Annotated in this window: 15 protein-coding genes; 7 read left to right on the top strand and 8 right to left on the bottom strand. The window is 47.1% G+C overall.

Going from position 1 to position 24,868, the window contains the following annotated elements:
* The first annotated feature begins 50 nt into the window (after positions 1-50).
* On the top strand, positions 51-3,392 hold the full coding sequence (locus B5X68_RS18405) for a SusC/RagA family TonB-linked outer membrane protein (protein ID WP_229208477.1): 3,342 nt from the start codon (positions 51-53) through the stop codon (positions 3,390-3,392).
* Positions 3,393-3,398: 6 nt separating this feature from the next.
* Positions 3,399-5,171 (top strand): RagB/SusD family nutrient uptake outer membrane protein, encoded by a 1,773-nt coding sequence (locus tag B5X68_RS18410; RefSeq protein ID WP_082216242.1) that lies wholly within the window; start codon positions 3,399-3,401, stop codon positions 5,169-5,171.
* Positions 5,172-5,254: 83 nt separating this feature from the next.
* Here the strand turns inward: B5X68_RS18410 and B5X68_RS18415 are convergent, their stop codons facing one another.
* The 3 genes from B5X68_RS18415 to B5X68_RS18425 are packed head-to-tail and all read right to left on the bottom strand — an operon-like array spanning position 5,255 to position 10,674.
* Positions 5,255-6,628: a sulfatase family protein gene (locus B5X68_RS18415; RefSeq protein ID WP_082216539.1), complete on the bottom strand. Its 1,374-nt coding sequence runs from the start codon at positions 6,626-6,628 to the stop codon at positions 5,255-5,257.
* A 30-nt stretch (positions 6,629-6,658) separates the two neighbouring features.
* Positions 6,659-8,623 carry a glycoside hydrolase family 127 protein gene (locus B5X68_RS18420; RefSeq protein WP_082216243.1) on the bottom strand — a complete coding sequence of 655 codons (1,965 nt, stop codon included), beginning with the start codon at positions 8,621-8,623 and terminating at the stop codon, positions 6,659-6,661.
* Between the two features lie 26 nt (positions 8,624-8,649).
* Positions 8,650-10,674 carry a beta-L-arabinofuranosidase domain-containing protein gene (locus B5X68_RS18425; protein WP_082216244.1) on the bottom strand — a complete coding sequence of 675 codons (2,025 nt, stop codon included), beginning with the start codon at positions 10,672-10,674 and terminating at the stop codon, positions 8,650-8,652.
* Between the two features lie 345 nt (positions 10,675-11,019).
* Between B5X68_RS18425 and B5X68_RS18430 the strand changes: the two genes are divergently transcribed.
* The 3 genes from B5X68_RS18430 (at position 11,020) to B5X68_RS18440 (ending at position 18,620) form a co-directional block, all read left to right on the top strand.
* Complete coding sequence (locus B5X68_RS18430; RefSeq protein ID WP_082216245.1) at positions 11,020-14,199, top strand: SusC/RagA family TonB-linked outer membrane protein; 3,180 nt, start codon at positions 11,020-11,022, stop codon at positions 14,197-14,199.
* A 32-nt stretch (positions 14,200-14,231) separates the two neighbouring features.
* A complete protein-coding gene (locus B5X68_RS18435) occupies positions 14,232-15,785 on the top strand; it encodes a SusD/RagB family nutrient-binding outer membrane lipoprotein (RefSeq protein ID WP_082216246.1) in 1,554 nt (517 codons plus the stop codon).
* A gap of 273 nt (positions 15,786-16,058) precedes the next feature.
* On the top strand, positions 16,059-18,620 hold the full coding sequence (locus tag B5X68_RS18440) for a TonB-dependent receptor (RefSeq protein ID WP_082216247.1): 2,562 nt from the start codon (positions 16,059-16,061) through the stop codon (positions 18,618-18,620).
* A 66-nt stretch (positions 18,621-18,686) separates the two neighbouring features.
* Here the strand turns inward: B5X68_RS18440 and B5X68_RS18445 are convergent, their stop codons facing one another.
* The 5 genes from B5X68_RS18445 to B5X68_RS18465 all read right to left on the bottom strand — a co-directional run bounded on the left by B5X68_RS18445 (position 18,687) and on the right by B5X68_RS18465 (position 23,303).
* Positions 18,687-19,931: a hypothetical protein gene (locus B5X68_RS18445; RefSeq protein ID WP_082216248.1), complete on the bottom strand. Its 1,245-nt coding sequence runs from the start codon at positions 19,929-19,931 to the stop codon at positions 18,687-18,689.
* A 69-nt stretch (positions 19,932-20,000) separates the two neighbouring features.
* Complete coding sequence (locus B5X68_RS18450) at positions 20,001-21,290, bottom strand: hypothetical protein (protein ID WP_082216249.1); 1,290 nt, start codon at positions 21,288-21,290, stop codon at positions 20,001-20,003.
* A 21-nt stretch (positions 21,291-21,311) separates the two neighbouring features.
* Entirely contained in the window at positions 21,312-22,202 is an 891-nt protein-coding gene (locus B5X68_RS18455) for a DUF4097 family beta strand repeat-containing protein (RefSeq protein ID WP_082216250.1), read from the bottom strand.
* Positions 22,203-22,212: 10 nt separating this feature from the next.
* Positions 22,213-22,785: a hypothetical protein gene (locus B5X68_RS18460; protein WP_082216540.1), complete on the bottom strand. Its 573-nt coding sequence runs from the start codon at positions 22,783-22,785 to the stop codon at positions 22,213-22,215.
* 8 nt (positions 22,786-22,793) lie between these two features.
* The gene (locus B5X68_RS18465) at positions 22,794-23,303 is read right to left on the bottom strand and encodes an RNA polymerase sigma factor (protein WP_082216251.1); all 510 of its coding nucleotides are present in this window, start codon (positions 23,301-23,303) and stop codon (positions 22,794-22,796) included.
* Between the two features lie 352 nt (positions 23,304-23,655).
* On the opposite strand from B5X68_RS18465, the gene B5X68_RS18470 reads away from it, so the two are divergent.
* Positions 23,656-24,336 carry an Abi family protein gene (locus B5X68_RS18470; protein WP_082216252.1) on the top strand — a complete coding sequence of 227 codons (681 nt, stop codon included), beginning with the start codon at positions 23,656-23,658 and terminating at the stop codon, positions 24,334-24,336.
* A 112-nt stretch (positions 24,337-24,448) separates the two neighbouring features.
* Positions 24,449-24,868 carry a DUF1810 domain-containing protein gene (locus B5X68_RS18475; RefSeq protein ID WP_082216253.1) on the top strand — a complete coding sequence of 140 codons (420 nt, stop codon included), beginning with the start codon at positions 24,449-24,451 and terminating at the stop codon, positions 24,866-24,868.

Consider the following 24,868-nt stretch of genomic DNA (forward strand, 5'->3'; position numbering starts at 1 on the left):
AATTTTGCGGCCTCAAAATTGCGTTATCTACTAAACATGACCTATTTCTCATGAACAAGATCTACCTTATGCATGGCTGTAAGAGCAGGTTGTTTCTCCTGGGAAGCAACATCTCAAAAACAGCTTTGCTCTTCTCGCTGATCGCCCTAACTGGCAGCCCGAGCCAGGCGAAAGTGGCCAGAAATGGCGTAAAAATTGCATCAGCAGTGTTAAAACCAAGCATTGCCAATGTCAATGCTGAGCGGCAAATCAGTGGTAAAGTTACCGATGCAGCCACCTCGGAAGGATTGCCGGGTGTGAACGTGGTTATTAAAGGCAGCCAGACCGGAACCGTTACGGATGTTTCCGGGAACTATTCAATGAGCATTCCGGATGAAGGAGCCATATTGGTTTTTTCATATGTTGGATATATCAGCCAGGAGGCTGAAGTGGGTACAAGAAGCACCATTGACCTCCAACTTGCCGCAGACTCCAAAGCGTTGAGTGAAGTGGTTGTTGTGGGCTACGGAACACAAAAGAAAGTGAACCTTACCGGCGCAGTAGACCAGGTTGGACAGGAAGTATTTCAAAACCGTCCCATCTCGAACATTGCGCAAGGACTTGTAGGGGCAATTCCCAACCTGAACCTCCGCATGTTTGATGGAAAGCCAACCCAGTCGCCGAGCTTCAACATTCGTGGAACGACCTCGATCGGACAAGGTGGAAGCGCGCTGGTGCTCATCGATGGCGTCGAAGGTGATCCGCGCATGTTAAACCCGAATGATATTGAAAGTGTGTCGGTTTTGAAAGACGCTGCTTCAGCATCTATTTATGGCGCGCGGGCTGCATTTGGCGTAGTGCTTATCACCACCAGAATGCCCGTGGAAGGGAAAACTTCTTTCTCTTATTCAACCAACTTCGCGATCAAGTCGCCTACCGAAGTTCCTGATAACATTACCGATTCCTATCCCTGGGCGCAGGGATTCAGCGACGCATGGTCGAGATGGAATGATAACGGAAGTACACCGACTGCGATCAACAAAACAATCAGTTTTTCACCAGCTTATCTGGCCGAACTGAAAAGACGGTATGAAGATCCTTCCCTGCCACGCGTGGAAGTTAACCCTACCACTGGTGAGTATCAGTATTATTACAGTACGGATTGGTATAAAGAGCTTTACAAGGAGCGTTTCACTGCGCAAGATCATAACATGTCCATTTCGGGCGGCAGCGATAAAGCTACGTTCTTGCTTAGCGGACGTTTCAATGGGCAGGACGGTTTGTTCCGTTATAATTCTGATAAATACCAAATGTACAACTTGCGTGCGAAAGGAGCCATTCAGCTTACACCGTGGTTGCGCATTGATAATAACACAGAATATTCATCCCAGAAATATCACCAGCCGCTTAATGTTGGAGAAGGCAGCGGTATTTACCGGAACATTGCTGATGAGGGCCACCCATTGGCCCCATTGCTTAATCCCGACGGAACATTATCTTTCTCAGCGGCTTACACAGTAGGAGATTATTATTATGGCAAAAATGCGATTGACCAGACGCAGCGTTTTCTGAAAAACCAGATTGCCGCCAAAGCGCAGTTCTTCGATAAGGCGCTGTCGATCCGTGCCAACATGACCTTCCAAAGCACGGACATTGGTTCACAACAAAACCGTGTGCAGGTGCCTTACAGTCGTGCAAAGGGCATTATCGGTTATACAGGAACCAATACCAACGATATCCAGGAGCGTAAAAGAACAACCAATTATCTGGCCACCAACTTTTATGCGGATTATAACAAATCATTTAATCAGGCGCACAATCTCACTTTGTTGGCCGGGGTCAACTACGAGCAGTCCATTTACAGCAACCTGACAGCGCAGCGGAACGGGATCGTTTACTCGGGTGTGGAGGACATTAATCTCGCATTGGGACAGAGCATTGTGACCAATGGAGGTTACCAGAAATGGGCCATTGCCGGAGGGTTTTTCCGTGTGAATTACAACTTCCGCGAACGCTATCTGCTCGAAGTGAACGGACGTTACGACGGATCTTCAAAGTTTCCGACGGACCAACAATGGGCATTTTTCCCGTCGGCATCTGCCGGTTGGAGGATCTCCGAAGAGCCGTTCTGGCAAGTAAGCCCCAAAGTGCTTTCCAATGTAAAACTGCGCGTTTCCTATGGTTCGCTTGGTAACGGAAACATTGCCCCTTACACATTTAACGAAAGATTTGCCATTGGACAGTCGGGACGGGTCATTAATGGAATCCGCCCGCAGGCAACACGCCAGCCCAATGTTGTTCCCGACGGACTCACCTGGGAAACTTCCACAACAGGCAACATTGGATTTGAATTCAACAGCTTAAATAAAAAACTGACATTCGTTGGAGACCTGTATCGCCGCTGGACGACCGACATGTTTACGCCCGGGCCTACATTGCCTGCGGTTTTTGGAACGGGTGTTCCAAATGGTAACTATGCCGATTTGAAAACGACAGGGTGGGAGCTTTCGATCAACTGGGAAGATCATTTCACATTGGCATCAAAACCTTTCAATTACAGTGCGCGCTTCACTCTTGCAGACTCAAAAGCGATCATTACCAAATATAATAACCCTGATAAAAACCTTACGGATTATTACGAAGGCCAGCGCGTTGGCGAAATCTGGGGTTACCGTGTAGAAGGCCTTTTCAGGTCGCAGGCTGAAATTGCAGACTCACCTTCACAGAGCAACATTCCAAACACCAACACAAGAAAGAATTATGTGGGTGACCTCAAATTCAAAAACCTGGATGGTGATAATGTGATTTATCAAGGCCTGAACCGTGTGGGGAATTCGGGTGACAAAACGATCATTGGCAATTCCGAGTCGCGGTATATTTTCGGGGTAAACCTTTCGGGTGACTGGAATGGCTTTTTCTTAGGATCCCTTTTCCAGGGCGTTTTAAAACAGGATTGGTACCCGTCTTCGGAGGCACGCTTTTGGGGACAATATAACCGCCCATATAATGCCTATCCACGTTGGCAGCAAGACAATATGTTCCGTGAGGAGCTTGGTAATTTTGATGCTTACCTGCCGCGTCTCGTAGGTTATACAGCACAGGGTACAGGCCGCGCGTTGCAGGTTGCAAACGACCGTTTCCTGCAAAATGCAGCATATATCCGGTTAAGGAACCTGCAAGTTGGCTATACAATCCCGAACCGTATCATTTCCAAAATCCACGCCCGTGACCTGAAAGTGTACGTGTCGGCGGAAAACCTCTGGACGTGGTCACCTATGTATAAATGGACGCGCGATACGGACGTCACCAGCATTTACGGATCCGACCGGGATTTGGGTGGCGGTTCCAGCGGTGACGGTTACAATTACCCGATGCTGAAAGCAATATCAATAGGTCTTTCACTCAACTTCTGATCTATCATGAAAACTACAAAGCTATTTAACTATATACTGACCCTGGCATTACTCGGCACCGCGAGCTCCTGCGACCTGACCGAAGTCCCCGTTGACACGGCTACTAACGAAGCAATATTCGGGTCTGAAAGCGGTCTTGAAATTTATGCAAATTCATTTTACGAACTGCTGCCCGACACGGATGTGGGTGTATTTCAAATTGATGACAACTCAGACCTGGTTGCGCGGAACGGTGTGGATACTTATCTGGCCCCAAACGCACTCAGCCCGATCACCAGCGGAGGATGGAGCTGGTCTGAGCTTCGGAATATCAATTATTTCATCGAGAATACGGAAAAAAGTGCCGTGTCTACCAAGAACCATTATTTGGGTGTTGCGCGGTTTTTCCGGGCGTTGTTTTATTACGACAAGGTTAAAAGGTTCGGAGATGTACCCTGGATCGACAAAACAATTGATGTAAAAGATGAGGAAACGTTGTACGGAAAGCGTGACAACCGTTTTGATGTTATGGACAAGGTGCTGGCCGATCTTGATTTTGCTATCGAGAACATTACGCTGACGTCCGACCCGACGGTAACGCGGATTACCAAAAATGTGGCGCGCGCTTACAAGACACGCATTTGCCTTTTTGAAGCATCATTCCGGAAATATCACATTAGTTACGACAAGGGGCCAACGGCCAACAAGTGGTATGAAGAAGTGGTTAAAGAGGCCAACAGCATAACAGGTTTTACATTGCATGAAGGTGTTTCGTTGGATAAAGCTTACCGTGAAATGTTCATCGCCCGATCAGCATTTACGGATGAAACCATTCTTTCGGTTGCATTAAGTGCCAGTTTACAGGTTTTCAGCTCTGCGAACCGCCGTTTTATCAGCCCTACTTACGGAAACCGCCCGAGTTTGACACGCCGTTTTGTAAACACCTACCTGAACCTCGACGGAACACCTTTTACCAGCAAGCCAGCTTACAAGACGACGCCGTTTGTGGAAGAAGTGAAAAACCGCGATCTGCGATTGAAACAAACCATCCGCCTGGGCGATTACCGGAGAACAGAAAATGGCGTTGGCGTGGTTGCGCCACCGAATTTCAGCCAAACATACACGGGTTACCAGCCTATCAAATGGTCCTACGACGAGCGTTTTCCATACGACGATGAGAGCCGCAACGACAATGCGCACATTATCATGCGCTGGGGCGAAGTGTTGCTCAACAAGGCGGAAGCATTGGCTGAACTGAATAAAATGACCGTTCCGGACTGGACTGCGACAATTGGTGCACTACGGAAAAGGGCCGGCATAACAGGCGCGACCCTGACAACGCCACCGACCGTTGCCGATCCGTATATGGTTTCCTTTTTCAATGGCAAATTCACGAATCCGGTGTTGCTGGAAGTGCTTCGCGAAAGAGGTGTGGAGCTCATTTTTGAAGGGCTTCGCATGGATGATCTTAAAAGATGGAAACTCGGCGAACTGTTTCAGGAGGCGCCGATGAATGGCATGTATGTGCCTGCACTAGGTGAATATGACCTGAATGGCGACGGAACAAAAGATGTCTATTTTTATCAGGGAACAAAACCAACATCCACCACTCCGGGGATCGCTTTCGTAGACGTAAGTCCATCCACGGCAGTTGGAAGATTGCAGCTTTCAAACGGAACTTCGGGAGAAATCCTGTGGAATCCGGGACCCCGCGAATGGGCCGACAGAAAATACCTGTTCCCCATTCCTGAATCCGACATCACAAGAAACCCTGCACTGGGACAGAATCCAGGCTGGTGATCGGAAAGTTTGGACTTAATTGGATAAAGACATAAAAAACGGCAACCAGATTTCGGGTTGCCGTTTTTTGTACTGATGTGTGATTACTGATTTCCCAGCTCCGGCAGCGATTTCCACCAAGCCAGCAACTTGGTGCTTAATTCGTTAGCCTTCTTACTTTCGCCTGATGCTACATTACTGGCTTCTGCCGGATCCTTGACAATGTTGTAAAGCTCCGCATTGCTGCCGTCGTGATTCATCAAAAGCTTCCATTCGCCGGAGCGAACGGCCAGTTGGGGGCTTTTGTCTTTGCCTTTGGGGTAGGCGTAGGCAATGGTGTTGCGGCCGTATTCCCAGAACATTTCCTTTTTTCGCAGCGATGATTTGCCTAGCAGAACGGTAGAGCGGTCGACGCCGTCGGCCTTGTATGTAGCGGGAATGGTTATCCCCGACAATTTTGATAACGTAGGCAGCAGGTCCATCGCATGTAATTCCGACCGTTCGTCGGTTTTTCCGGCAGGAATGTGTCCCGGCCAGCTGACGATGAAAGGCATCCGGATTCCGCCTTCGTACAATGAGAGTTTTGAGCCCCGGAATCCGCCACTTCGCGAGCCGAATCTAGGAAGGGCCCCATTGTCGCTGGTGAAAATAATAATGGTGTTATCGAAAAGTCCACGCTCTTTCAAGCCATCGGTCAGGCGACCGATCTGCATGTCGTATTCTTTGAGAACGCGTTTAAATGCTGCTTCTGACTGGGGCTTCAATGCTTCTTCACCATTCTCTGGTTCCGGCACCCAGGGCGTGTGGACTTCGTCGGGCCAGAGATTTACGAAGCAGGGCTGATCTTTGTGACGGCTCATGAAATCCAGTGTTTTATCAACAAAATAAGCAGTGCGGTTCCATCTTTTAATGCTGTCCTTATCGGACCAGATCCAGTTTGTAGCGGTAAGCAGCGGGTCAGGCTCGGGGCTTTCGTATGTGCTGGCGTGCTCGTCGATTCCGTATTGGACAAACTTCGGGGCATCCGTAACATCCCTGCCGCCGCCCATGTGCCACTTGCCGAAATGGCCCGTTGCGTATCCTGAGTTTTTGAAGAACCTCGCTATGGAAGGCGCTTCCGGATTCAGGAAATCAATTTGCCCGGCATCTTTGTTATGGCTTTTTTTGTCAAGATAGGTGACGAAATTCCATTTTCCGGGATACATTCCGGTTAGTATGCTGGCTCTTGAAGGAGAGCAGATGGGTGCTCCACTGTAATAATGAGTGAGTTTCAATCCGCTCGATGCAAGCTTGTCGATATTGGGCGTCGGCATGATAGTGCCTCCGAAGGCGCCGACGTCGCCCACACCCATGTCGTCGGTAAGGATAATGATCACATTGGGCCGAGACTTGTTTCTGTCTGCTTCATTGCGTTGCCCGGTCACCGGCAGACATTGAAGCGATAGCCAAAATCCCACCGATATTTTTAACAGATTCATTCCTTTCATTAAATTGAGCGGTTTCGTTTTTTATTCTGCTATCCTGATATTTTTGATTTTAGAAGGCAGCCAAACCTGCATAGGGCCTTTGCCGCGATTGGCCCAGGAATAATAGGGAATAGCCGTGACCAGCTGCGGCTTTGTTTTTACATTCAAACCGTCAGCAGCGGCTTCAACTTTTAGCAAATTGGCTTGTATGGAAATGATCGGCTCATCCAGGATCCGGCCATTTTGTATACTGAATGTTGGATTTTCCGGCATCAGCAAATCCCAAACTTCGCCTGCATTATCCGCGCCTTCCACGCAATAAACAAGCGGCCCGCGCTGCAATGCAATGCGGCCTTCGTTTGCTTTTAGCTCTTTTCGTGCCCTTACCTGGCGCACTTCCATCGGGAGTTTAACTTCAATTTCGTCACCATTCTGCCATATGCGGTCGATCACTGCATAGCCTTTTTCGAGGTGATAGGTAACTGTTTTGCCATTGAGTAAAATCTCAACTTTCTCATTTCCTGCGCTTTTAAAGCTATAAAGTTCTCCCGGAACCGCCGTGTTCGCCGCCCAGCCGGGAATGCGGATGTTCAATGCATATTTTACCTTCTGACTAGGGGTCATCTTAATTCTGACATTACCCTCCCAGGGATAATTCGTTTCCATGCGAAGGGGAACATTGGTTTTGCCTATCTGGAAGCTGGTATTGCTGCCAACAAAAAGATTTACCCAGATTTTGGTTTCCGACTTTCCATAAATATAGTCACCTACCGAAGCCACCAGCCTGGCAATGTTGGACGGGCAGCAGGCTGTTCCAAACCAGGCACTACGGGCATTGTTGCCCATTGACGAAAGCGGATTTCCATAAAAGAACAGGTCGCCGGTCAGGCTCAATCCATCCAATGCTCCATTGTAAAGGCTGCGTTCCAGCACATCTGTGTATTTGGCATCGCCGGTCAGGGAATTCATCCGCTGGTTCCAGAACACCATGCCTACGGAGGCGCAGGTTTCGCTGTATGCGGAACCATTTGGCAGATCAAAATCCTGTGAAAATCCTTCATTGCTGCCGGAGGAGCCAATCCCTCCAGTGAGATACATGTTGCGGTAAACCACATCTTCCCAAACAGTGGTCATCGCATTCAGGTAACCGGGGTCCTGGGTTACGGAGGCGACGTCAGCCGCGCCCGTGTATTGGTACATGGCCCGCACGGCGTGTCCGGTGATCTCTTTTTGCTGTTTTACAGGAACGTTGTCCTGGCAATATGCGGGATCTTTCCAATCGTCCCAGATTTTTCCTTTTCCGTGGCCATGACCGCGCTGCTCCAAAAACCAGTCGGCCAGTTTCAAATATCGATCCTCTTTGGTCAAATGATACATTTTCATCAGCGCCAGTTCAATCTCCTGATGCCCCGACACCCACGGGCGGTTCGCAACCCGGAATGTGGAATCAATGTGGTCGGCGAAACGAATGGCTACGCCGAGTAATTTTCGCTTGCCGGTTGTATTATAGTAAGCAACGGCGGCTTCCATTAAATGTCCGGCGCAGTAATCTTCGTGTTTCTCCATGTCGGTCCAGCGCTGGTTCATGTCAGTCAGCGTATAATAGGTGTTCAGGTAACCGTCAGGCTGTTGTGCCGCCGCAATTTTGTCGATCCATTCGTCTGCTTTTTTTTCCAAGGCAGCGTCGGGCCGGTTTTTCAGCGAGTAGGCCATAGCCTCGATGGCCTTGTAAACGTCGCTGTCGTCGTAGTAAATTCCCTCGTGTTTCTCTCCCTGTTTACGGGCAACTTTTTCAAAATTCCTGATCCGCCCCGATTTTTCCTCAGTCTGAATGATACAGGCATTAAGCGTCGCCGTGGCCACTTTTTCCTGTTTGGGCTTCCAGAAATTGTCCTGAATTGTCACGTCCGAAAACCCTACGGGTTGAATCCGCTGCGCCTGAGTATGAGCTGCATGCAAACAGAGCACGCTGGCCGCGATCAGGGATATTTTGGTGGTATACTGCATAGTGAATTTCGTTTTGATAAAAGGTTCTATTTTTTCCGGATTACAGGAAATTGCGAGATCCGCAGGTTTGTACAGCCATAAGGGATCAGGATAATGTCTTCTTCCCGGTCCTCCGTTTCGAGCTGATAGGTGACACTGTATGGAACCGGGCCTGCCATTTCATTATATAGACCCCACGAAGGAATGCGTCTGGCCTTCGTTTTGATCTGCAAAGGTGCATTGTCGGGATTCCACGGGTAAGCAGAAACCGGCTTGGCTACTTCCCATTTGTACTGCTCTTCCAGTTTGTCGTCTGGTGTCAATATAAGCCCGTAGTTCCAGGGTGTGGTTGGCCGCAACTCGTTATAAACCGATCCATAATCGATTGGATCTTTGTCATTCTTAACGGTTTTGGCAGATTCGCCCACTTTTAATGCATAAGTCAGCGGCCCGCGTTCCACCGAAACGGAGTTTTCAACCCATGTGTTTTTAAAAATATGCATCGGCAATGTCAGTTCCACAACATCTCCTTTTTCCCACTCGCGGGTGAGTTTAATGATCTGATTCCCATCAGGTTCAAGCCAGAGTTTACCATTTATCTTAACGGCTCCTTTGCGGCACCATTCGGGAATGCGCAAATGAAAAGGGAACACCGATTTGGCGGAAGGGTTAATGGTGAACTTGATGGTTTCTTCAAAAGGGTAGGAGGTTTCTTCCTTCACTGCCACATCGATACCGCTCGGAAGCTTGATTTTGGCTTCACTGGCAGCATAGGTCAGTGCCGCTATGCCTTTGTCGGCAGTCGCATACCAGAGATTCTGGACAAATTTGGGCCAGCCCTGGTGCATGTTGGAAGTGCAGCAAGGATAACCGGTGAGTAATCCCGTGCTGAGATCGGTGCCTCCGTGGTTCACATCAAAGTTCCGGTGATGGCGCGTGGTCATGACCTGGTTGGCCTGCTGAAAATACTGCCGAGTCATGAAATCGTCCGATATCTGCGTAGGCAATGCATTGAATGCGACTTTTTCGAGCATATCCGCATAGCCTACATCACCAGTGATTTCAAGAATGCTTTCGAGTGAAAACATCATTTCAACTGCTGAACACAGCTCAGAGCCCTGCGTAGGATCATTGCCATGCAACGCTTCGTCGCCGCCATACAACCCGTGCGCCATGCCATTGAATTTGCGGATGTCCGCAAATCCTTTCCTGGTTGCATCCAGATATTTTTGATCGGGATGATGCTGGAAATAAATAAGCGGGGCTTTGATTCCCTGCGCCAGATTTACGCAATGGATGCTGCCGCGGGTCGATAAAAGGTCTGTATTTAAGAATGCATTTGTATAATCAAATGTCTGGTTATGGATCAAATTACCCAGATCCAGCAGAAATTTATCGCCCGTAATGTTATAGAGCCAATACACGATCATCAGGTTGTCCGCACCGCGATAACGCGCCCAGAATGTCCAGTGATCCAGTGGTTTTGAAGGCAGTTCTTTAAGCTGATATTTAAAATAATTTGTCATCAATGTGATCACGCGCTTGTCTGCGGTTGCCGAGTAATATTGCTTTAGTATTTTCAGCATCACCATTTTAGGCCACCAGTCGCGGCTGTTGTCACGCTGCACGCCCGGCTCGTGCCCGTAATCTTTCGACGGGCCGAAATATCCGTCGGGTTGCTGGCTGCCGAGTGCCCATTCCACCCAGGGTTTTGTTTTCGCGATCAACTCTTTATCGTCGAGAATGTAAGCCAGCGGAAGCAAACCGTCTATCCAGTAAGGCCCTCTTTCCCACTGATCCCCATCGCCGCCGAGCCAGCCGTTGCGTTTGCCCATCACCAGCGGGTAAAGCTCATCCAGCTTGCCGGTTGCGCCGTTTTTCTGGGTGAGAAGCATTTCTTTGAGCCATCCCTGCGGTTTAATGGCACCAAGCGGGAGTTCGCTGTAAGGATTTGCCCGTAGCGGAGCGCGGCTGCCAGTATATGCGGCACGATTGTTGCCAGTTTGCGCCGCCGCCTGGAACATTGTAATAAAGGATAGAAAAAGAAGGAATAACGTTTTCACTTTTTTCATATGTGGTCAGATGGGCTGGGAATTTTGTCAATTTATAAAACTAATGATATGGAAAGTTCCAGGGCCATTATTATTATCTGCTCTGTCATTCAATAATCAACGAATAAGACAAATGAAATTTATTATTCTATAAATTCGATAGACAATAAATATTTAATTTCTTTTTAATATGTTTGCAGAAGAATTATGATTGTCAAATGTATTTAGAATCAAATAAATAAGTATTAGCCAAATAAAATATCGTAAAACAACTATGAAAGAGAACGATCGACAATTGAATACTACGAAAAGTGTTATGTAATTTTTACAAAACTTAATATTGCCACTCTTATAAAAATACAATTTATGAAAACACGGCTTCTATATCTGTTTTATCTGACATTTCTCCTGGCGGGATCTGTCGTGGCCCAGCAAAGGGTCGTAACCGGGACTATTACCGATGCCGGCGACGGCTCGCCGCTTCCGGGAGCTTCCGTGGCTGTAAAAGGCACTTCATCCGGCACGCTTTCGGATGCGGACGGTTCTTTCACGCTGAATGTGAATAATGATGCTTCCATTCTGGTTGTATCTTTCATTGGTTACCTGGCCCAGGATGTGGCCATTGGTAATAGTGACAAAATTGCCATTGCATTGAAAGCCGACACCAAGATCCTGAACGAAGTGGTGGTTACGGCACTTGGAATCTCGCGCGAGAAACGTGCACTGGGTTATGCGGTGCAGGAAATCAAAGGTGACGCATTGCAAACAAGGCCTACCAATGCATTGAGCGCACTTTCGGGCAAAGTCGCTGGCTTGCAGGTTACGACTTCGGGTGGGAACATGGGCGGATCGTCACGTGTGCTTTTGCGCGGAATCAATTCCATTTCGGGCAACAACCAGCCTTTGTACGTAATCGACGGAACGCCGATCGACAATGCGGACCTGAACAGCGCAGCCACAAGTGCTGGAAGCGGCGGGAAAGATGTAGGTAACATGATCCAGGACATTAACCCGGACGATATTGAAAACATTTCGGTGCTGAAAGGGCCATCTGCGGCAGCGCTTTATGGAACCCGTGCAGCAAACGGGGTGATTTTGATCACAACCAAAAAAGGCAAGGAAAACAGCAAAGTGAACATTACGCTGAACACCGGCATTGAGTTTGAACAGATCGTGCGGTTGCCCAAGCGTCAGAAACTATACGGTGGCGGTTTTTCCAGTACATTCCAGCAAGCAAACATTGGCGGCACGGATTATAACATTGCCGAATATGCCGTGGACGAGAGCTGGGGCCCGAAACTGGACGGAACGCCTGTTTTGCATTGGTATAATCTTGATCCTGAAAACACGGCAGAATATCTGAAACCACAGCCATGGAGCTATCCTAAAAATGACGTGCATTCCTTCTTTGAAACCGGTGTGGCTAATACGAACAGCCTGTCTGTGAGTGGGGGAAATGCCAATTCCACTTACCGGCTTTCATATACCAATAAAAATGTAAAGGGAACTGTTCCGAATTCTTCACTGAAAAGGAATTCGATCAACTTTTCGGGGTCCACGCAGCTGGGAAAGTTGAAGGTTTACAACAATTTTAATTATATCAAAAACCAGTCGACCGGCCGTCCGTGGACAGGAGCGACTAACCGGAACATTATCCTCGAAGCATTTCAGTGGGGACAAGTTCAGGTGGATTATGAAAAGCTTAAAAATTACAAAAGAGCGGACGGAACGCAGATTTTGTGGAACCGCAGCGGCTATCAGAACACACCGGCAGGCGAAGCTGCCAAGTTTATCGATAATCCGTACTGGTCGGCTTATGAAAGTTATCTGGACGAAAACCGTGACCGTTTTTATGGAAACGTGGGATTGGTTTACGATGTGAACAGCTGGCTGAAAGTGAGTGGAAAAGTGAATGCTGATGTCTACAATTACCAATATCAGGATCGTATCGCGGTTTATTCACGGACCCAATCGCAATACCAGGAATACATCAATAATTTCAGCGAGTTCAACTACGAGCTGCTGGCGTCTGCCAACAAAAGCTGGGGCGATATATCATTGAATGTGAACGCAGGGGGCAACATTATGAGCCAGAAACGCAGAATCAGCGATGCTGTGACGCAGGGCGGGCTGATCATTCCTGAATATTACAATCTTAAAAACGCAAGCTCTGTGTTGGTCAATTCAAATGCTTACCGCAAGCAGATCAACTCCCTTTTTGCAAGTTTCTCGCTCGGCTGGAAAAGTTTACTTTTCGTAGACGGAACATTGCGTAACGACTGGTCTTCGACATTGCCGATCGGCAAAAATTCATTCGCATATCCTTCATTGACAACGAGTTTAATATTAAGTGAACTGAATGGTGTGAAAGACATCGGCTGGCTGGATTTTGCGAAGGTCCGCCTGGGCTGGGCTCAGGTGGGTAACGATACCGATCCTTACCAGTTGCAGCGTGCTTACGAAGCCACACAATCGTTCGATGGGCTGGCTTCCTATAAATTGCCAAATCAGCTCAATAACCAAGCTCTCAAACCAGAGATCACAAGTTCCTGGGAAACAGGCCTGAGCATTCAGGCATTTAAAAACAGGGTAGGGCTGGACGTGACTTATTATGATAATGTGAGCCGCAACCAGATCATTAACATCCCGGTTTCTTCCGCTTTCGGGTATGATTCGAAGGTAATTAATGCGGGTAAGATCAATAATAAAGGTGTGGAAGTGACATTAACAGGCTCACCGATCCGCCAGAATGGTTTCGAATGGAATTCAAGCCTGAACTGGTCGCGGAACCGCAATAAGGTTATCCAATTGGCACCGGGCGTGAACACGTTCCAGCTTGCAAACAGCCTGGTAACATTGGTTGCGCGTGAAGGCCAGCCTTACGGACAGATCTTAGGGAACGACTTTATTTACGCAGCCGATGGCCAGAAAGTGATTAAGGCAGACGGAACCTACGATCGGGGCCAGCAATTGACGCCGCTGGGAAGCGTTTTGCCAAAATATCTTTTTGGTTTCCAAAACAGCTTTACTTACAAAAACTTTAATCTGGGCTTCCTGGTAGATGGTCGCGTAGGTGGAAAATTCTTCTCGCAAACTTATAAAGTGGGCATGTACTCGGGTGTGCTGGACAAAACCGCTGCCAACAATGTGCGTGAAACCGGCGTGGTGCTGGACGGCGTGAAAGGAACTGTTACTTACAATGCCGACGGAACTTACGAAGTAACCAATACTTCGGTTAATGACACGCGCATTACGGCGCAGGCCTGGGCGCGTGGCGAATATAGCGGCCCGACGCCACAGACGATCTTCGATGCCACATTTGTGAAGTTGAGAGAAATTACATTCGGTTACAGCCTGCCATTGGCCGACAAAGCGGTGAAGTCGATCTATTTTGGCTTGTACGGACGCAATTTGGTCAACATCTATACCGCCAGCAAATACATTGATCCCGAATTTACGAGCAGCGGCGGTAACATTCAGGGCCTTGAAGGCGGAAGCATTCCAGTGCCTGCAACCTACGGTTTGAATGTCAATGTGAAGTTCTGAAGCAGCTATTTATTAAGATAAAATTGAAGATCATGAAAAAGTCCATATATCAAAAAAGCATATTTTTCCTTGCAATTGGCGCGGTGACATTGCTTGCTTCTTGCAGCGACAGCCACTTTGAGGAAATAAACAAAGATCCGAACCGTCCCGAAAATGCGACGACGACGACGATCTTACTATCCGCCGAAAAACAACTGATCGATAACATCCGCAACGAAAATTTCTCCCTGCGCGGCTCACAGTTGTTTGCGCAATATTACAGTCAGAACATTTACAGCGACCAGTCACGTTACGATATTCCGCGGTCTTACTCAGACACTTACTGGAGCAATGCTTACAAAGCGCTGAATAACCTGAACGAGATCATTATCCTGAACACCGATCCGGCCAAAAAAGACGTGGCAGCGGCGGGCGTCGCGGGTACGAATGCGAACCAGATCGCGATTGCCCGGATTTTGAAAGCGTATGTTTTTCAAGGATTAACCGACGTTTTCGGCAATGTTCCCTATCAATCTTATGGCAATGCCGACCCAGAATTTCAGGCTTTGCAGCAGACTCCCGAGAACCTGAGTCCGGCTTATGCAAGTCAGCAAAAGATTTATCAGGATATTCTCAATGAGCTGAAAGCAGCTGGTGACACATTGATCAAAAATAAAACGGCGACCACGTTCGGTAACTATGACGTGATTTATAAAGGAAAAAATGAGTTGTGGGCCAAATTTGCAAACTCGCTCCGCTTGCGCATTGCTACGCGGATCAGGACCAAACTTCCGGCCGAATCGAAAACGCATTTCGAAGATGCTTTGGCAAAAGGTGTCTTCACTTCCAACGCAGACAACGCGGTGTTTAAATACCAGGCACTGGCACCCAACGAAGCCCCGCTTTACCGCGCGACTGTTACGGCAAACCGGAAAGATTTCGCTGTTTCCCACGTGCTGATCAATGTGTTGAAAGGCGAGCTGGGCACTGTAAAAGTGCAGGATCCGAGATTGCCGATCTACGCAACGAAGAATGCTGCGGGCGAATATGTTGGCCAGCCATACGGATTACCTGTTGCAGCTGCGGGCTTATTGACGGCGACAGACGTAAGCCTTCCGGGTGCGGCTGTGAATGCGGCCAGCTATGGAGAGGTTTTGCAGGAATATGCGGAGGTTTCTTTCCTGATTTCGGAATACAAAAACTGGGATCAGCAGGCCTATATCAATGGTGTTACAGCGTCTTTGCAGAAATGGGGCGTTGCGCCGGCCGATATCACGACCTATCTGGCGGCGCTTCCAAAGGCTGATAAGGCCAATGTCCTCAACCAAAAATACCTGGCACTTTACACGCAGGGTGACGAAGCGTGGAGTGAAATTCGCCGCACAGGTTACCCGACATTTCTCGTGAAAGCCGGTGACGTGGTCTGGCGTAGAACAGCGAATGGACAGACGGCCGAATATAAGTTTCAGCCATTATTTGGAGAAGGCGTTCCGCTTCGCTTGTATTACCCGCCGAAGGAACAAAGCGTGAACCTGGTCAACTACCAGAACGCTGTAAAAGCGCAAGGTAACGACGATATTACGACTTCTCTTTGGTGGAATAAATAGTAGGGAATTAGATTATATAAACGCAATGGTGGCCTGCCGGGCCGCTGTTGCGTTTTATTTTTGGATTTTTATTATCCTATAAACTCTATATAGTTTATGTTTTTTATATATTTGTGCCCAAACTAATCAAACTCCCCTATGCATTCAGATATCCTAACGAAGGGCCTTTATTGTTGGCGGTGCAATGTTTCCTTATAACCAGGAGGTTACGTTTTGACTTTCTGATTCCCACTTTAAAATCCAGACAACCATTATATCGCTATTGCAGTAAGCATGAAAAATTATTTTAAGTCAGCCATTCTGACATTTGCATTTCTTTTTCCCCTCTATGTATTCGCACAGGATGCCACCGTCAATGCCACGGTAACCGGAAAAGTGCTGGACGCCCGCACGGATGAGCCTTTGATCGGCGCCACAGTAACCATCAAGGGAACGACTAATGGGGATGTTACGGACGCAAACGGTGAATTCAGCCTCGTTACCGGCCAGATTTTACCATTTACACTGATCGTTACCTATGTGGGTTATACCAAAAAGGAAATTTTGATCAACGAAAGTAAAGTCGAGATCAAGCTTGAAGTCAATAATACACAGCTGGAAGACGTGGTGATTTCTTCCCGTCGCCGTCAGGAATCAGCTCAGGAAGTGCCCATTCCTATTTCGGTGATCGGTGGAACGCGGGCTGAGGACGCCGGTGCATTCAACGTAAACCGCTTGAAGGAGCTGGTGCCGACTGTTCAGCTTTACGCTTCCAATGCAAGGAACACCACATTGAACATTCGCGGATTAGGATCCACTTACGGACTTACCAACGACGGGATTGACCCGGGTGTGGGCTTTTATGTGGATGGTGTTTATTATGCACGTCCGGCAGCCACAGCGCTTGACTTTATTGATATCGAGCGTGTTGAAGTTTTGCGTGGACCACAGGGAACGCTATTTGGCAAAAACACGACAGCAGGTGCCTTTAACATTACAACCCGTGCTGCAAGCTTCACACCTGGTGCGAACCTGGAATTGAGCTATGGCAACCTGGGTTACGTCCAGGCAAAAGCTTCTGTAACAGGTCCTTTAAGCAAAAAATTAGCGGCAAGAGTTTCTTTCACAGGAACGCAGCGTAATGGAACGTTCTTTAATGAACATACGCAATTGCCGATCAACGACATTAACAATATCGGGGTGAGAGGGCAGCTGCTTTATGCACCTTCGGAAAAGGTAAACATTACGGTTATCGGGGACATTTCAAATCAGAAACCAACAGGTTACGGCTGGCCGGTGGCTGGTGTTGTGAAGACAAAAAGAGCTGATTACAGACAATTCAACAACATTATCGCCGATTTGGGATACACACTTCCTTACAAAAGCGCTTTCGAACGCAGACTGGACCTGGACACGCCTTCAAAGGCAGATAACCAGCTTGGCGGTGTTTCGGTGAATGCAGATATCAAAATCGGTAACGGAACACTAACCTCAACCTCTGCATGGCGTTACTGGAAATGGACGCCGTTGAACGACAGGGATTATATTGGATTACCTGTTTTTACAATATCCTCGGGTAACTCCGCCCACGATCAATGGTCGCAGGAATTGCGTTATTCCGGGAAAATTTCCCCTAAGTTGAGCGGTGTAATAGGCGTATTTGGCCTTTGGCAAGACCTCACATCCGATCCGGTGCAAACGGAAGAGGCCGGTTCTGCACAATGGAGATTTGCCCAAAGCTCTACCAGCCCGTTATGGCAGACGCCAGGTTTGTTTGACAACTTTGGTATCAGAACAACGAACCGCATTAAGAGCACAAGTTTGGCCGTTTTCGCACAAGCTGACTGGGCGATCGCCAGCAAATTCCACATTTTGCCTGGTATCCGTTACAACTATGACAAGAAAGTGGTTGACTACAGCAGGGTAGCTTACGGCGGGCTGCAAACAAACGACGCGGCACTGCTGGCCCTGAAAAACGGGGTTTACAGCAACCAGGCGTTCAACACGGATTATGCGGAAGGTAATTTTTCAGGACAGTTGTCTGTGCAATACAGGGCCAGCACAAGGTTCAATGCCTACGCTACTTACTCGGTTGGTTTTAAGCCAATTGGCGTGAATGTGGGTGGTTTGCCAACGGCAAGCGGGGCTATTTTGCTTGACCTTGCCAAAGTAAAACCGGAGTTTGTTGAGCACAAGGAATTTGGTATTAAAACAAAACCCTCGGGCAATTCGGTCTTGAACCTGACATTCTTCCGCTCAGATATCGATGATTTTCAAACGCAGGTGCAAACGCCAGAGCCGGGTGTGAACAGAGGCTATCTGGCTAATGCCGAAAACGTGCGCGTGCAGGGTGCAGAATTGGATGGTAACATTCGTTTTGGGGCGTTGACATTGAATGCCGCCGTTGCTTATACAGATGGTAAATATGTGAAATTCACCAATGCACCTGTGCCTCTGGAAGAAGTAGGCGGGCCACAGGCATTTAAGGATGTGTCTGGCGGACGTTTGCCGGGGATTTCCAAATGGTCCGGTTCTATAGGCGCCGAAGTGGTTGCAAAGGGAGCATTGCTTGGTTTGAAAGGAAATTACTTTCTGGGAATTGACGAATATTATCGCTCAGAATTCTCATCGAGCCCGTCACCTTCGGAATACCTGAATATTGATGGCTATGCATTGAGCAATGCCAGAGCGGGTTTCCGGGCTTCCAACGGACTTACGTTCTTTGTTTGGGGACGCAACATTCTCAACAAAGATTATTACGAACAACTACTTGCCGCTCCGGGAAGCTACGGACAATACGCCGGGATCGTTGGGGATCAGAGAACTTACGGGGTGACTATCAGATATTCCCTGTAATTAGCATAGAAGTATAAGGGGTTCATAGTCAAAGGAGAAGCTGCGTAATGTGGCTTCTCCTTTTTGTTAAAATGTGAAACCAATAGCCATTTTGGACGACAGGAAAGGCTTTGAAGCGCCGGTATAATGATAACCGTGCAAGAATTGTTTCCCATAATTGATGGAACCATTAATGTACATTGTTTTAAACAGGCGTTGCTGATATCCCAGATGCAGTTCTGTTCTAACAGCCTTATAAGTCAGGCTGTTATTGTATTCCGGCGAATAATGGTTGCTTATTTTTGCACTAAAAATTTCGTAACCGCCCCGTAGTCCCAGGTAGGGCCCTGAAAGGTTGTTTCCACCTTTGCCGCTGCGCATCAGGAACCTTTGCAGGAAGTAGTAGCGGAGTTCAAGCGCCGCGCCAATACTGAAATATCGGGAATTCAAAGCACCGTTGACGTTCTGGTTGGCAAAATACATATCGGTGCCGCCCTGAATGGAAAGAGGGCTTTGTCCGAATTGCCGTTCATAGGAAAGTCCGGCCCGCACAACCTGATCACGGAAGCCGATGGCAATGTAAGGCATTTCAATTTTAAGCTGGCCTTTGATCGACTCGTCGCACATAATAACGTCACAAATCGGATTGGTTGCAGTTTTTTTCCAATCGCCAAATGCAATGCCTATGTTAGCCTGTGTGCTCAAAACAAAGTTTTTTACTTTAAAAAAAGCGGGGTTCCCTTCGGAAAAGCTTGAACCTGTGCTCCTCTTTTGGAAAAGTCCCACAGAAAAATCAATGTAGCCGCGGTTTAAAAACCTGCTTTGAAACCCGTAGAGCAGCCCTAATCTTGTTGTATTGCTGTAATGTTCATCATAAAGACGTTGCTCAAACGACAATCCAAAATATGAACCGCTGAAATTGTTTGCATTAAGTCCCTTTTCGATACGCCTGTTCATGTTGTAATACCAGCGCGCTTTCGCATTACCCCAGATACTTACACTTTTCAGATTGAGATGTTGCAGCTCCTGCGCGAGCCCGCTATTAAACGGGCTGAGCTGCGTATAAACAGATGCTTCCACGGACAATGACGGCAGCAATTTATACTCATAACCAAAATTGAAACCCGTCCCCTGTATCTCCGAACCAACCGCCGCAATCTTAAACATTTGCCGCGTAGGCACCTTTGTCATGAACACATTTTCATAACGGTCAATAAAGCGCTGCTTCACCAGCGTATCGGTCTCTTGGTGGAAGCTTACGGGAATGCTGTCCTGGGCAAAGGCGCGCTGGATAAGGAGTAAAAACAAAAGCAGGGTGAGGGCTTTTTTCATAGTGAAGGATGTTGAATACAAGGTTTTTAGATCGATTAACGACCCGTTTCACCGTTAGGAATTTCTTTTCTATATTGTAAATCCGATCGCCAGTTTTGACATTATATATGGTCTTGCAGTGCCGAATGTCCGGTAGGAATAAGGGAATGGGGAGCCTTCGGAAAAAGGGGCCGTTATCAAGAATGGTTTATTATAAAAAACGGAACCGTCAATGTAAATTCTTTTGAAAAGCCGCTGCTGATAACCGAGCACAACAGCCGTATTCAGCTCGTGAAAGGATTTTTGGAGTGTAACTTGACCATCGAACGGATATCTTCTTTTGAATCTCGAAAAATCGTAGCCGCCCTTTAATGCGGTATATGGTCCGGAAAGGTTGCCTCCGGTTTTCCCGTTTCTGATCAGGAACCGTTGCAGAAAATAATAGCGTAATTCGAGACCTGCGCTGGCTGCCAGGAAGCTAATCTTGTAAGAATCCTGCCCCGACTGGTTATATAAGAAAAAGTTTGTATTCGCCTGAACGGAAACAGGGCTGTTTCCAAGTTTCTTTTCGTAAGCCAAACCAGCATTAATGGTTTGTTTCCCGATGCCAATGGCCATGTTAGGCATCTCGATTTTGAGCTGATTATGGACAATTTCATCGCAGACAATAACATCGCATAAAGGATTTTTTCCGCTCTTTTTCCAATCGCCCAAGGCAATCCCGATCCTTGCCTGACTACCAAGAACATAATTTTTAATGCCAAAAATCGCTGGACTTGACTGAAAATAAGGGTTATTGCCAATGTCTTTGTGATAGACGCCTAAACTGAAATCAAAAAAACCATTGTTCAGGAAGCGGCTTTGAAAACCATAAAGTAACCCCGGCCAGCCCTGCCTTTTACCACCGGACATATCCGGCAAGTGCAACTGCTGGTCATAGGAAATGGCCAGGTACGCTCCACTAAAATTGTTTGCGTTCAAACCCTCTCGCATCCGATTATTCATGTTGTAATACCAGCGCACTTTTGCATTCGCCCAAATGTTGACCTTCTTATGCTGCGAAATGATCAGATCGCGCACAATGCTGACATTGTAGCGGCTCAGCTGCGCATAAACAGATGCTTCAACAGACAGCGACGGAAACAGCTTATACTCATAACCCAAAACAACACCCGTCCCCTGTATCTCCGAACTAACCGCCGCAATCTTAAACATTTGCCGCGTAGGCACCTTTGTCATGAACACATTTTCATAACGGTCAATAAAGCGCTGCTTCACCAACGTGTCGGTCTCCTGGTGGAAGCTTACGGGAATGCTGTCCTGGGCGAAGGCGCGCTGGATAAGGAGTAAAAACAAAAGCGGCGTGAGGGCTTTTTTCATAGCTAATACATTGAATGATATTTACTTAATCGTGACACGGCCGAACTCGGCGTTGATGTCGACGTTTGCTAGCTGGTTTTTCGAGAAGAATGCTTCCTTAAAATCAGTGGTGTTGCGCTTCCATTTGAAACCATTCGGGAGCTTCATATTTGCGTAGGCGCTTTGAATGGTGTAATCGAAATTCTGCCAGTTTTTGGTCTGTAATGTAACCTCTGCCTTCCGGGACTTGATAGCCAGACTCGTCAGCCCGCTGGTGGGGAAAAGCTCGATATCTCCATAAAGCGCATCGACCTTGATAACGCCGGCGATGCTTTGCAGGGACACCTTCGTATGGTCACTTGTAAAGGTGAAAATTCCTGAGATCTCATTCACTTTCAGCTCTCCGAATGACGTCTGCATTTGACCTTTTCCTTTAATTTCAGCCAGGGTTGTTATGCAAAAATCGGCTTTCAACTGCAAGCTGTTCGTTAGTCCCTTCAATGTGATGGTGCCAAATGAGTTTTTCAGATTCACTGCGCAGGATGCAGGTAAATGAATTTTGTAACGGGCTCTGAGGTTGGAGACAGGTTTGCTTTCACCATCTTTCAGCACAATGTAGTTGCGCAGGAAATAATCTTTGCCATTACGGTCGGCTATATACTGAACCTTCGAAAGGTCATTTGCAGCAGTGTTCTTATCCGGATGCCTCGCAGACAGTTCCATCACAATCGATATCTCCGATTTGTCCCAGGTTGTCAGTTCAATGTCAGCTTTTTCCGCGTTGATATGCAACGTGCGTATAGCAGGCGCCGCTATATTTTTTTCCACAACTTTAGTCGCGACCTGCAAAACGCCCTGAGCTTTGACGACGCCCATGTTGGCGGCCGCAAGCATAGCGAGCAGTAGTAATTTGAGATAAAAAGCTCGTTTCATGTCTTAGGAATTATATCATTTTGGCCATTTCGTTCAATAATTCGGCCTTTTGTTGTTCAATGTTTGCAAACTGGCGCACCAGGTCGGGTTCGGCATTGTACTCGCCTATGGCTTGCTGCAATCGAGTAGCTGCGCTGACCAATTCCTCGTACTCGTTCTGTAATTGCTTATAGTCGCTGCTGGCGCAAATCAAGGTTTCCGTTTCGCAGTATGCTTTGAGTTTTTCATATTGCCGGTCTGTCACCTGGTCTGCTTTGGTTTGCAGTCGTTTATCAACTGTTTCCTGGGTAAAAGCAATTTGTTTTCCTGATTTTTTACCTACAAACCACACCCCTGCAACGCCTATCAGCAATATTACTGCGGCGGCATACTGCCAGAAATAAGCCATTCTGTTTACAGCAGGACCTTTCGCGATCAGATCCCACAATTTTTCGTCCGGCTCATATTCCGGCAGGGATTGCGTTGCCGATTTTAAGGGTAACTCATTCATTTCCTGGTTTATGGAAGTCCATACGCCGTCGCCCGGTGAGTAATGTGGAAGTTTGGTGAGAGCGTTTTTTAGGATATGCTGGTTCTTTTCCATATTGGCAATCATTTTGGTAAAAGCATGCTACGCAGCTTTCTTTTGGCATGAAACAGTTGTGATTTGGACGTTCCTTCCGAAATGCTGAGCATCACGGCGATTTCTTTATGCGTGTAACCTTCCACTTGTGCCAGCACGAAAATGGTGCGGAAACCGTCGGGCAGAGAAAGGACAGCAGTTTCCAGATGCGCGGTATTAATCTCTATTTCGTTCCAATCAATGATTTCACCTGTATACTCATCCAGATCCTGCCAGACCACAATCCTTTTCTTCTTGGTAGATTTTCTGATAACGATCTGCTTGATCCACGCCCCAAGCGCCGAGTCGCCGCGGAACTGGCTCAAATGTTTGAAAACGTCCATAAATGCATCCTGCAACACATCATTGGCATCATCAAAATCTCCCGTGATGCGGTAAGCAAGCGTATACATCGCTTTTTTGTAGCGATCATACAATTGCCGTTGGGCAATCCGGTCATGTAAAAGGCATCCTGAAATAAGCTCGGCCTCAGATGTCATGCATTGTTTTTTAATGTATTCAACTCAAAGAGGCCGCAAGAAGGGGAAAAGGTTGTATGGGAAATGGAAAATTATTAAAAAATATAGGCTACACCTATAACGTTTCTGCCGAGCTTGTTTTCCATGGAAATCCTTGAAATATTCGCGTTCAGGATTAACAGAATTTACACACTTAAAATAATGAAGACCGATGATTGAAATTTTTGCAGTAACCAGGGATTTGACACAAAAAAAGGGAGCTCCGTTAAGAACTCCCTAAACTTACCTGGTTACGTTTCCACGAAGGAAAGAGGCTTGACCAGGCCTACGTGTTGCAAACAAAATACCTTTTGTCGAAAGTTCCAAAAATTGCATGAAAAATAATTTAAGAAATAAGTACTTATCCAAACCAAGATATAGCAGATATTTAATAGCTGGGACGAATGACCACGAACGGGCCGCCAGTCTCTATCATGCAAATATTATTCTTTCAAAAGCATTCCATCCACTAATAAGCCAGTTTGAGGTGATCCTCCGAAATAGTATTGATTCTGTCTTGATAGAACACTTCATGGATAAGAACTGGATTATCAATGAAAAGCAAGGATTCATGAGTGATCAATCGCTTCGCAAATCTAATTTTTACCTACATAAATGTGTGGAAGCTGTTGAAAACAAATCCCGGAAGGCCAGATTGCCCGTAACAAATGCGAAGATAGTCTCTGATCAGACATTTGGATTTTGGTCTTCAATCTTTGAGCCTGCGCACTACAGATTATTGCAAGGTCAGCCCATAAAAGTATTTAAGTACAAGCCGTCTACCGAGAACCGTGCAAGCATATACGGTAGGCTGGAAATGATCAGGAATTTTCGAAACAGGGTAAATCATTGCGAACCACTTTGTTTTCATGCAAATTATATAGACTGTACGCAAGCCCTTGCAGTAAGAATGAATTTGTATGAATTAATTGAGTGGATTGAACCGGAACTGTTGCCATTTTTTAATGAGATTGACAATGTTACAGAAAGCGTGGACCAACTATTAGCCGTTTAATGTTTAAAAAATACAAAGCAATGGGCAGTGCCAAATAGAAATACTGGCTTAGTTGCTGCCCTGGCAAGCTTTTGTTCAATACAATCCTAATCAACAAACTCAAATCAAACAAATGGATTCGGACTTGAATAAATACCTTGCGGCTCAGGAGCGGGATTATGCGGGGGCGCTGGCGGAGATGAGGAGCGGCAGGAAGCGGGGGCATTGGATATGGTATGTTTTTCCGCAGATAGCGGGGTTGGGGATGAGCAGCACTTCGGTGCACTATGCGATTGAGGATCTGGAACAGGCAAGCCGTTATTTTAAACATCCGGTGCTCGGAAAAAGATTGGTAGAAATTGCAGCTGCAATATTGGCTGTTGAGGGCAAAACGGCCAACGAGATCATGGGTTCTCCGGATGATTTAAAGTTGCGGTCGAGTATGACGCTGTTTAGTATGGTCACGAATGGGGATCCGGTATTTCAGGAGGTTTTGAATAAATATTTCGATGGCAAGCCCGATCAGAAAACCATTGAAATCCTCAATAAATGA

The sequence above is a fragment of the Dyadobacter psychrophilus genome (genome assembly GCF_900167945.1).
In the GTDB taxonomy this organism is placed as follows: domain Bacteria; phylum Bacteroidota; class Bacteroidia; order Cytophagales; family Spirosomataceae; genus Dyadobacter; species Dyadobacter psychrophilus.

Bases quoted from the DNA above. Each gene is read 5' to 3' on its own strand.
- B5X68_RS18405 (WP_229208477.1), top strand. From the start codon at position 51: ATGAACAAGATCTACCTTATGCATGGCTGTAAGAGCAGGTTGTTTCTC.
- B5X68_RS18410 (WP_082216242.1), top strand. From the start codon at position 3,399: ATGAAAACTACAAAGCTATTTAACTATATACTGACCCTGGCATTACTC.
- B5X68_RS18415 (WP_082216539.1), bottom strand. From the start codon at position 6,628: ATGAATCTGTTAAAAATATCGGTGGGATTTTGGCTATCGCTTCAATGT.
- B5X68_RS18420 (WP_082216243.1), bottom strand. From the start codon at position 8,623: ATGCAGTATACCACCAAAATATCCCTGATCGCGGCCAGCGTGCTCTGT.
- B5X68_RS18425 (WP_082216244.1), bottom strand. From the start codon at position 10,674: ATGAAAAAAGTGAAAACGTTATTCCTTCTTTTTCTATCCTTTATTACA.
- B5X68_RS18430 (WP_082216245.1), top strand. From the start codon at position 11,020: ATGAAAACACGGCTTCTATATCTGTTTTATCTGACATTTCTCCTGGCG.
- B5X68_RS18435 (WP_082216246.1), top strand. From the start codon at position 14,232: ATGAAAAAGTCCATATATCAAAAAAGCATATTTTTCCTTGCAATTGGC.
- B5X68_RS18440 (WP_082216247.1), top strand. From the start codon at position 16,059: ATGAAAAATTATTTTAAGTCAGCCATTCTGACATTTGCATTTCTTTTT.
- B5X68_RS18445 (WP_082216248.1), bottom strand. From the start codon at position 19,931: ATGAAAAAAGCCCTCACCCTGCTTTTGTTTTTACTCCTTATCCAGCGC.
- B5X68_RS18450 (WP_082216249.1), bottom strand. From the start codon at position 21,290: ATGAAAAAAGCCCTCACGCCGCTTTTGTTTTTACTCCTTATCCAGCGC.
- B5X68_RS18455 (WP_082216250.1), bottom strand. From the start codon at position 22,202: ATGAAACGAGCTTTTTATCTCAAATTACTACTGCTCGCTATGCTTGCG.
- B5X68_RS18460 (WP_082216540.1), bottom strand. From the start codon at position 22,785: ATGGAAAAGAACCAGCATATCCTAAAAAACGCTCTCACCAAACTTCCA.
- B5X68_RS18465 (WP_082216251.1), bottom strand. From the start codon at position 23,303: ATGACATCTGAGGCCGAGCTTATTTCAGGATGCCTTTTACATGACCGG.
- B5X68_RS18470 (WP_082216252.1), top strand. From the start codon at position 23,656: ATGAAAAATAATTTAAGAAATAAGTACTTATCCAAACCAAGATATAGC.
- B5X68_RS18475 (WP_082216253.1), top strand. From the start codon at position 24,449: ATGGATTCGGACTTGAATAAATACCTTGCGGCTCAGGAGCGGGATTAT.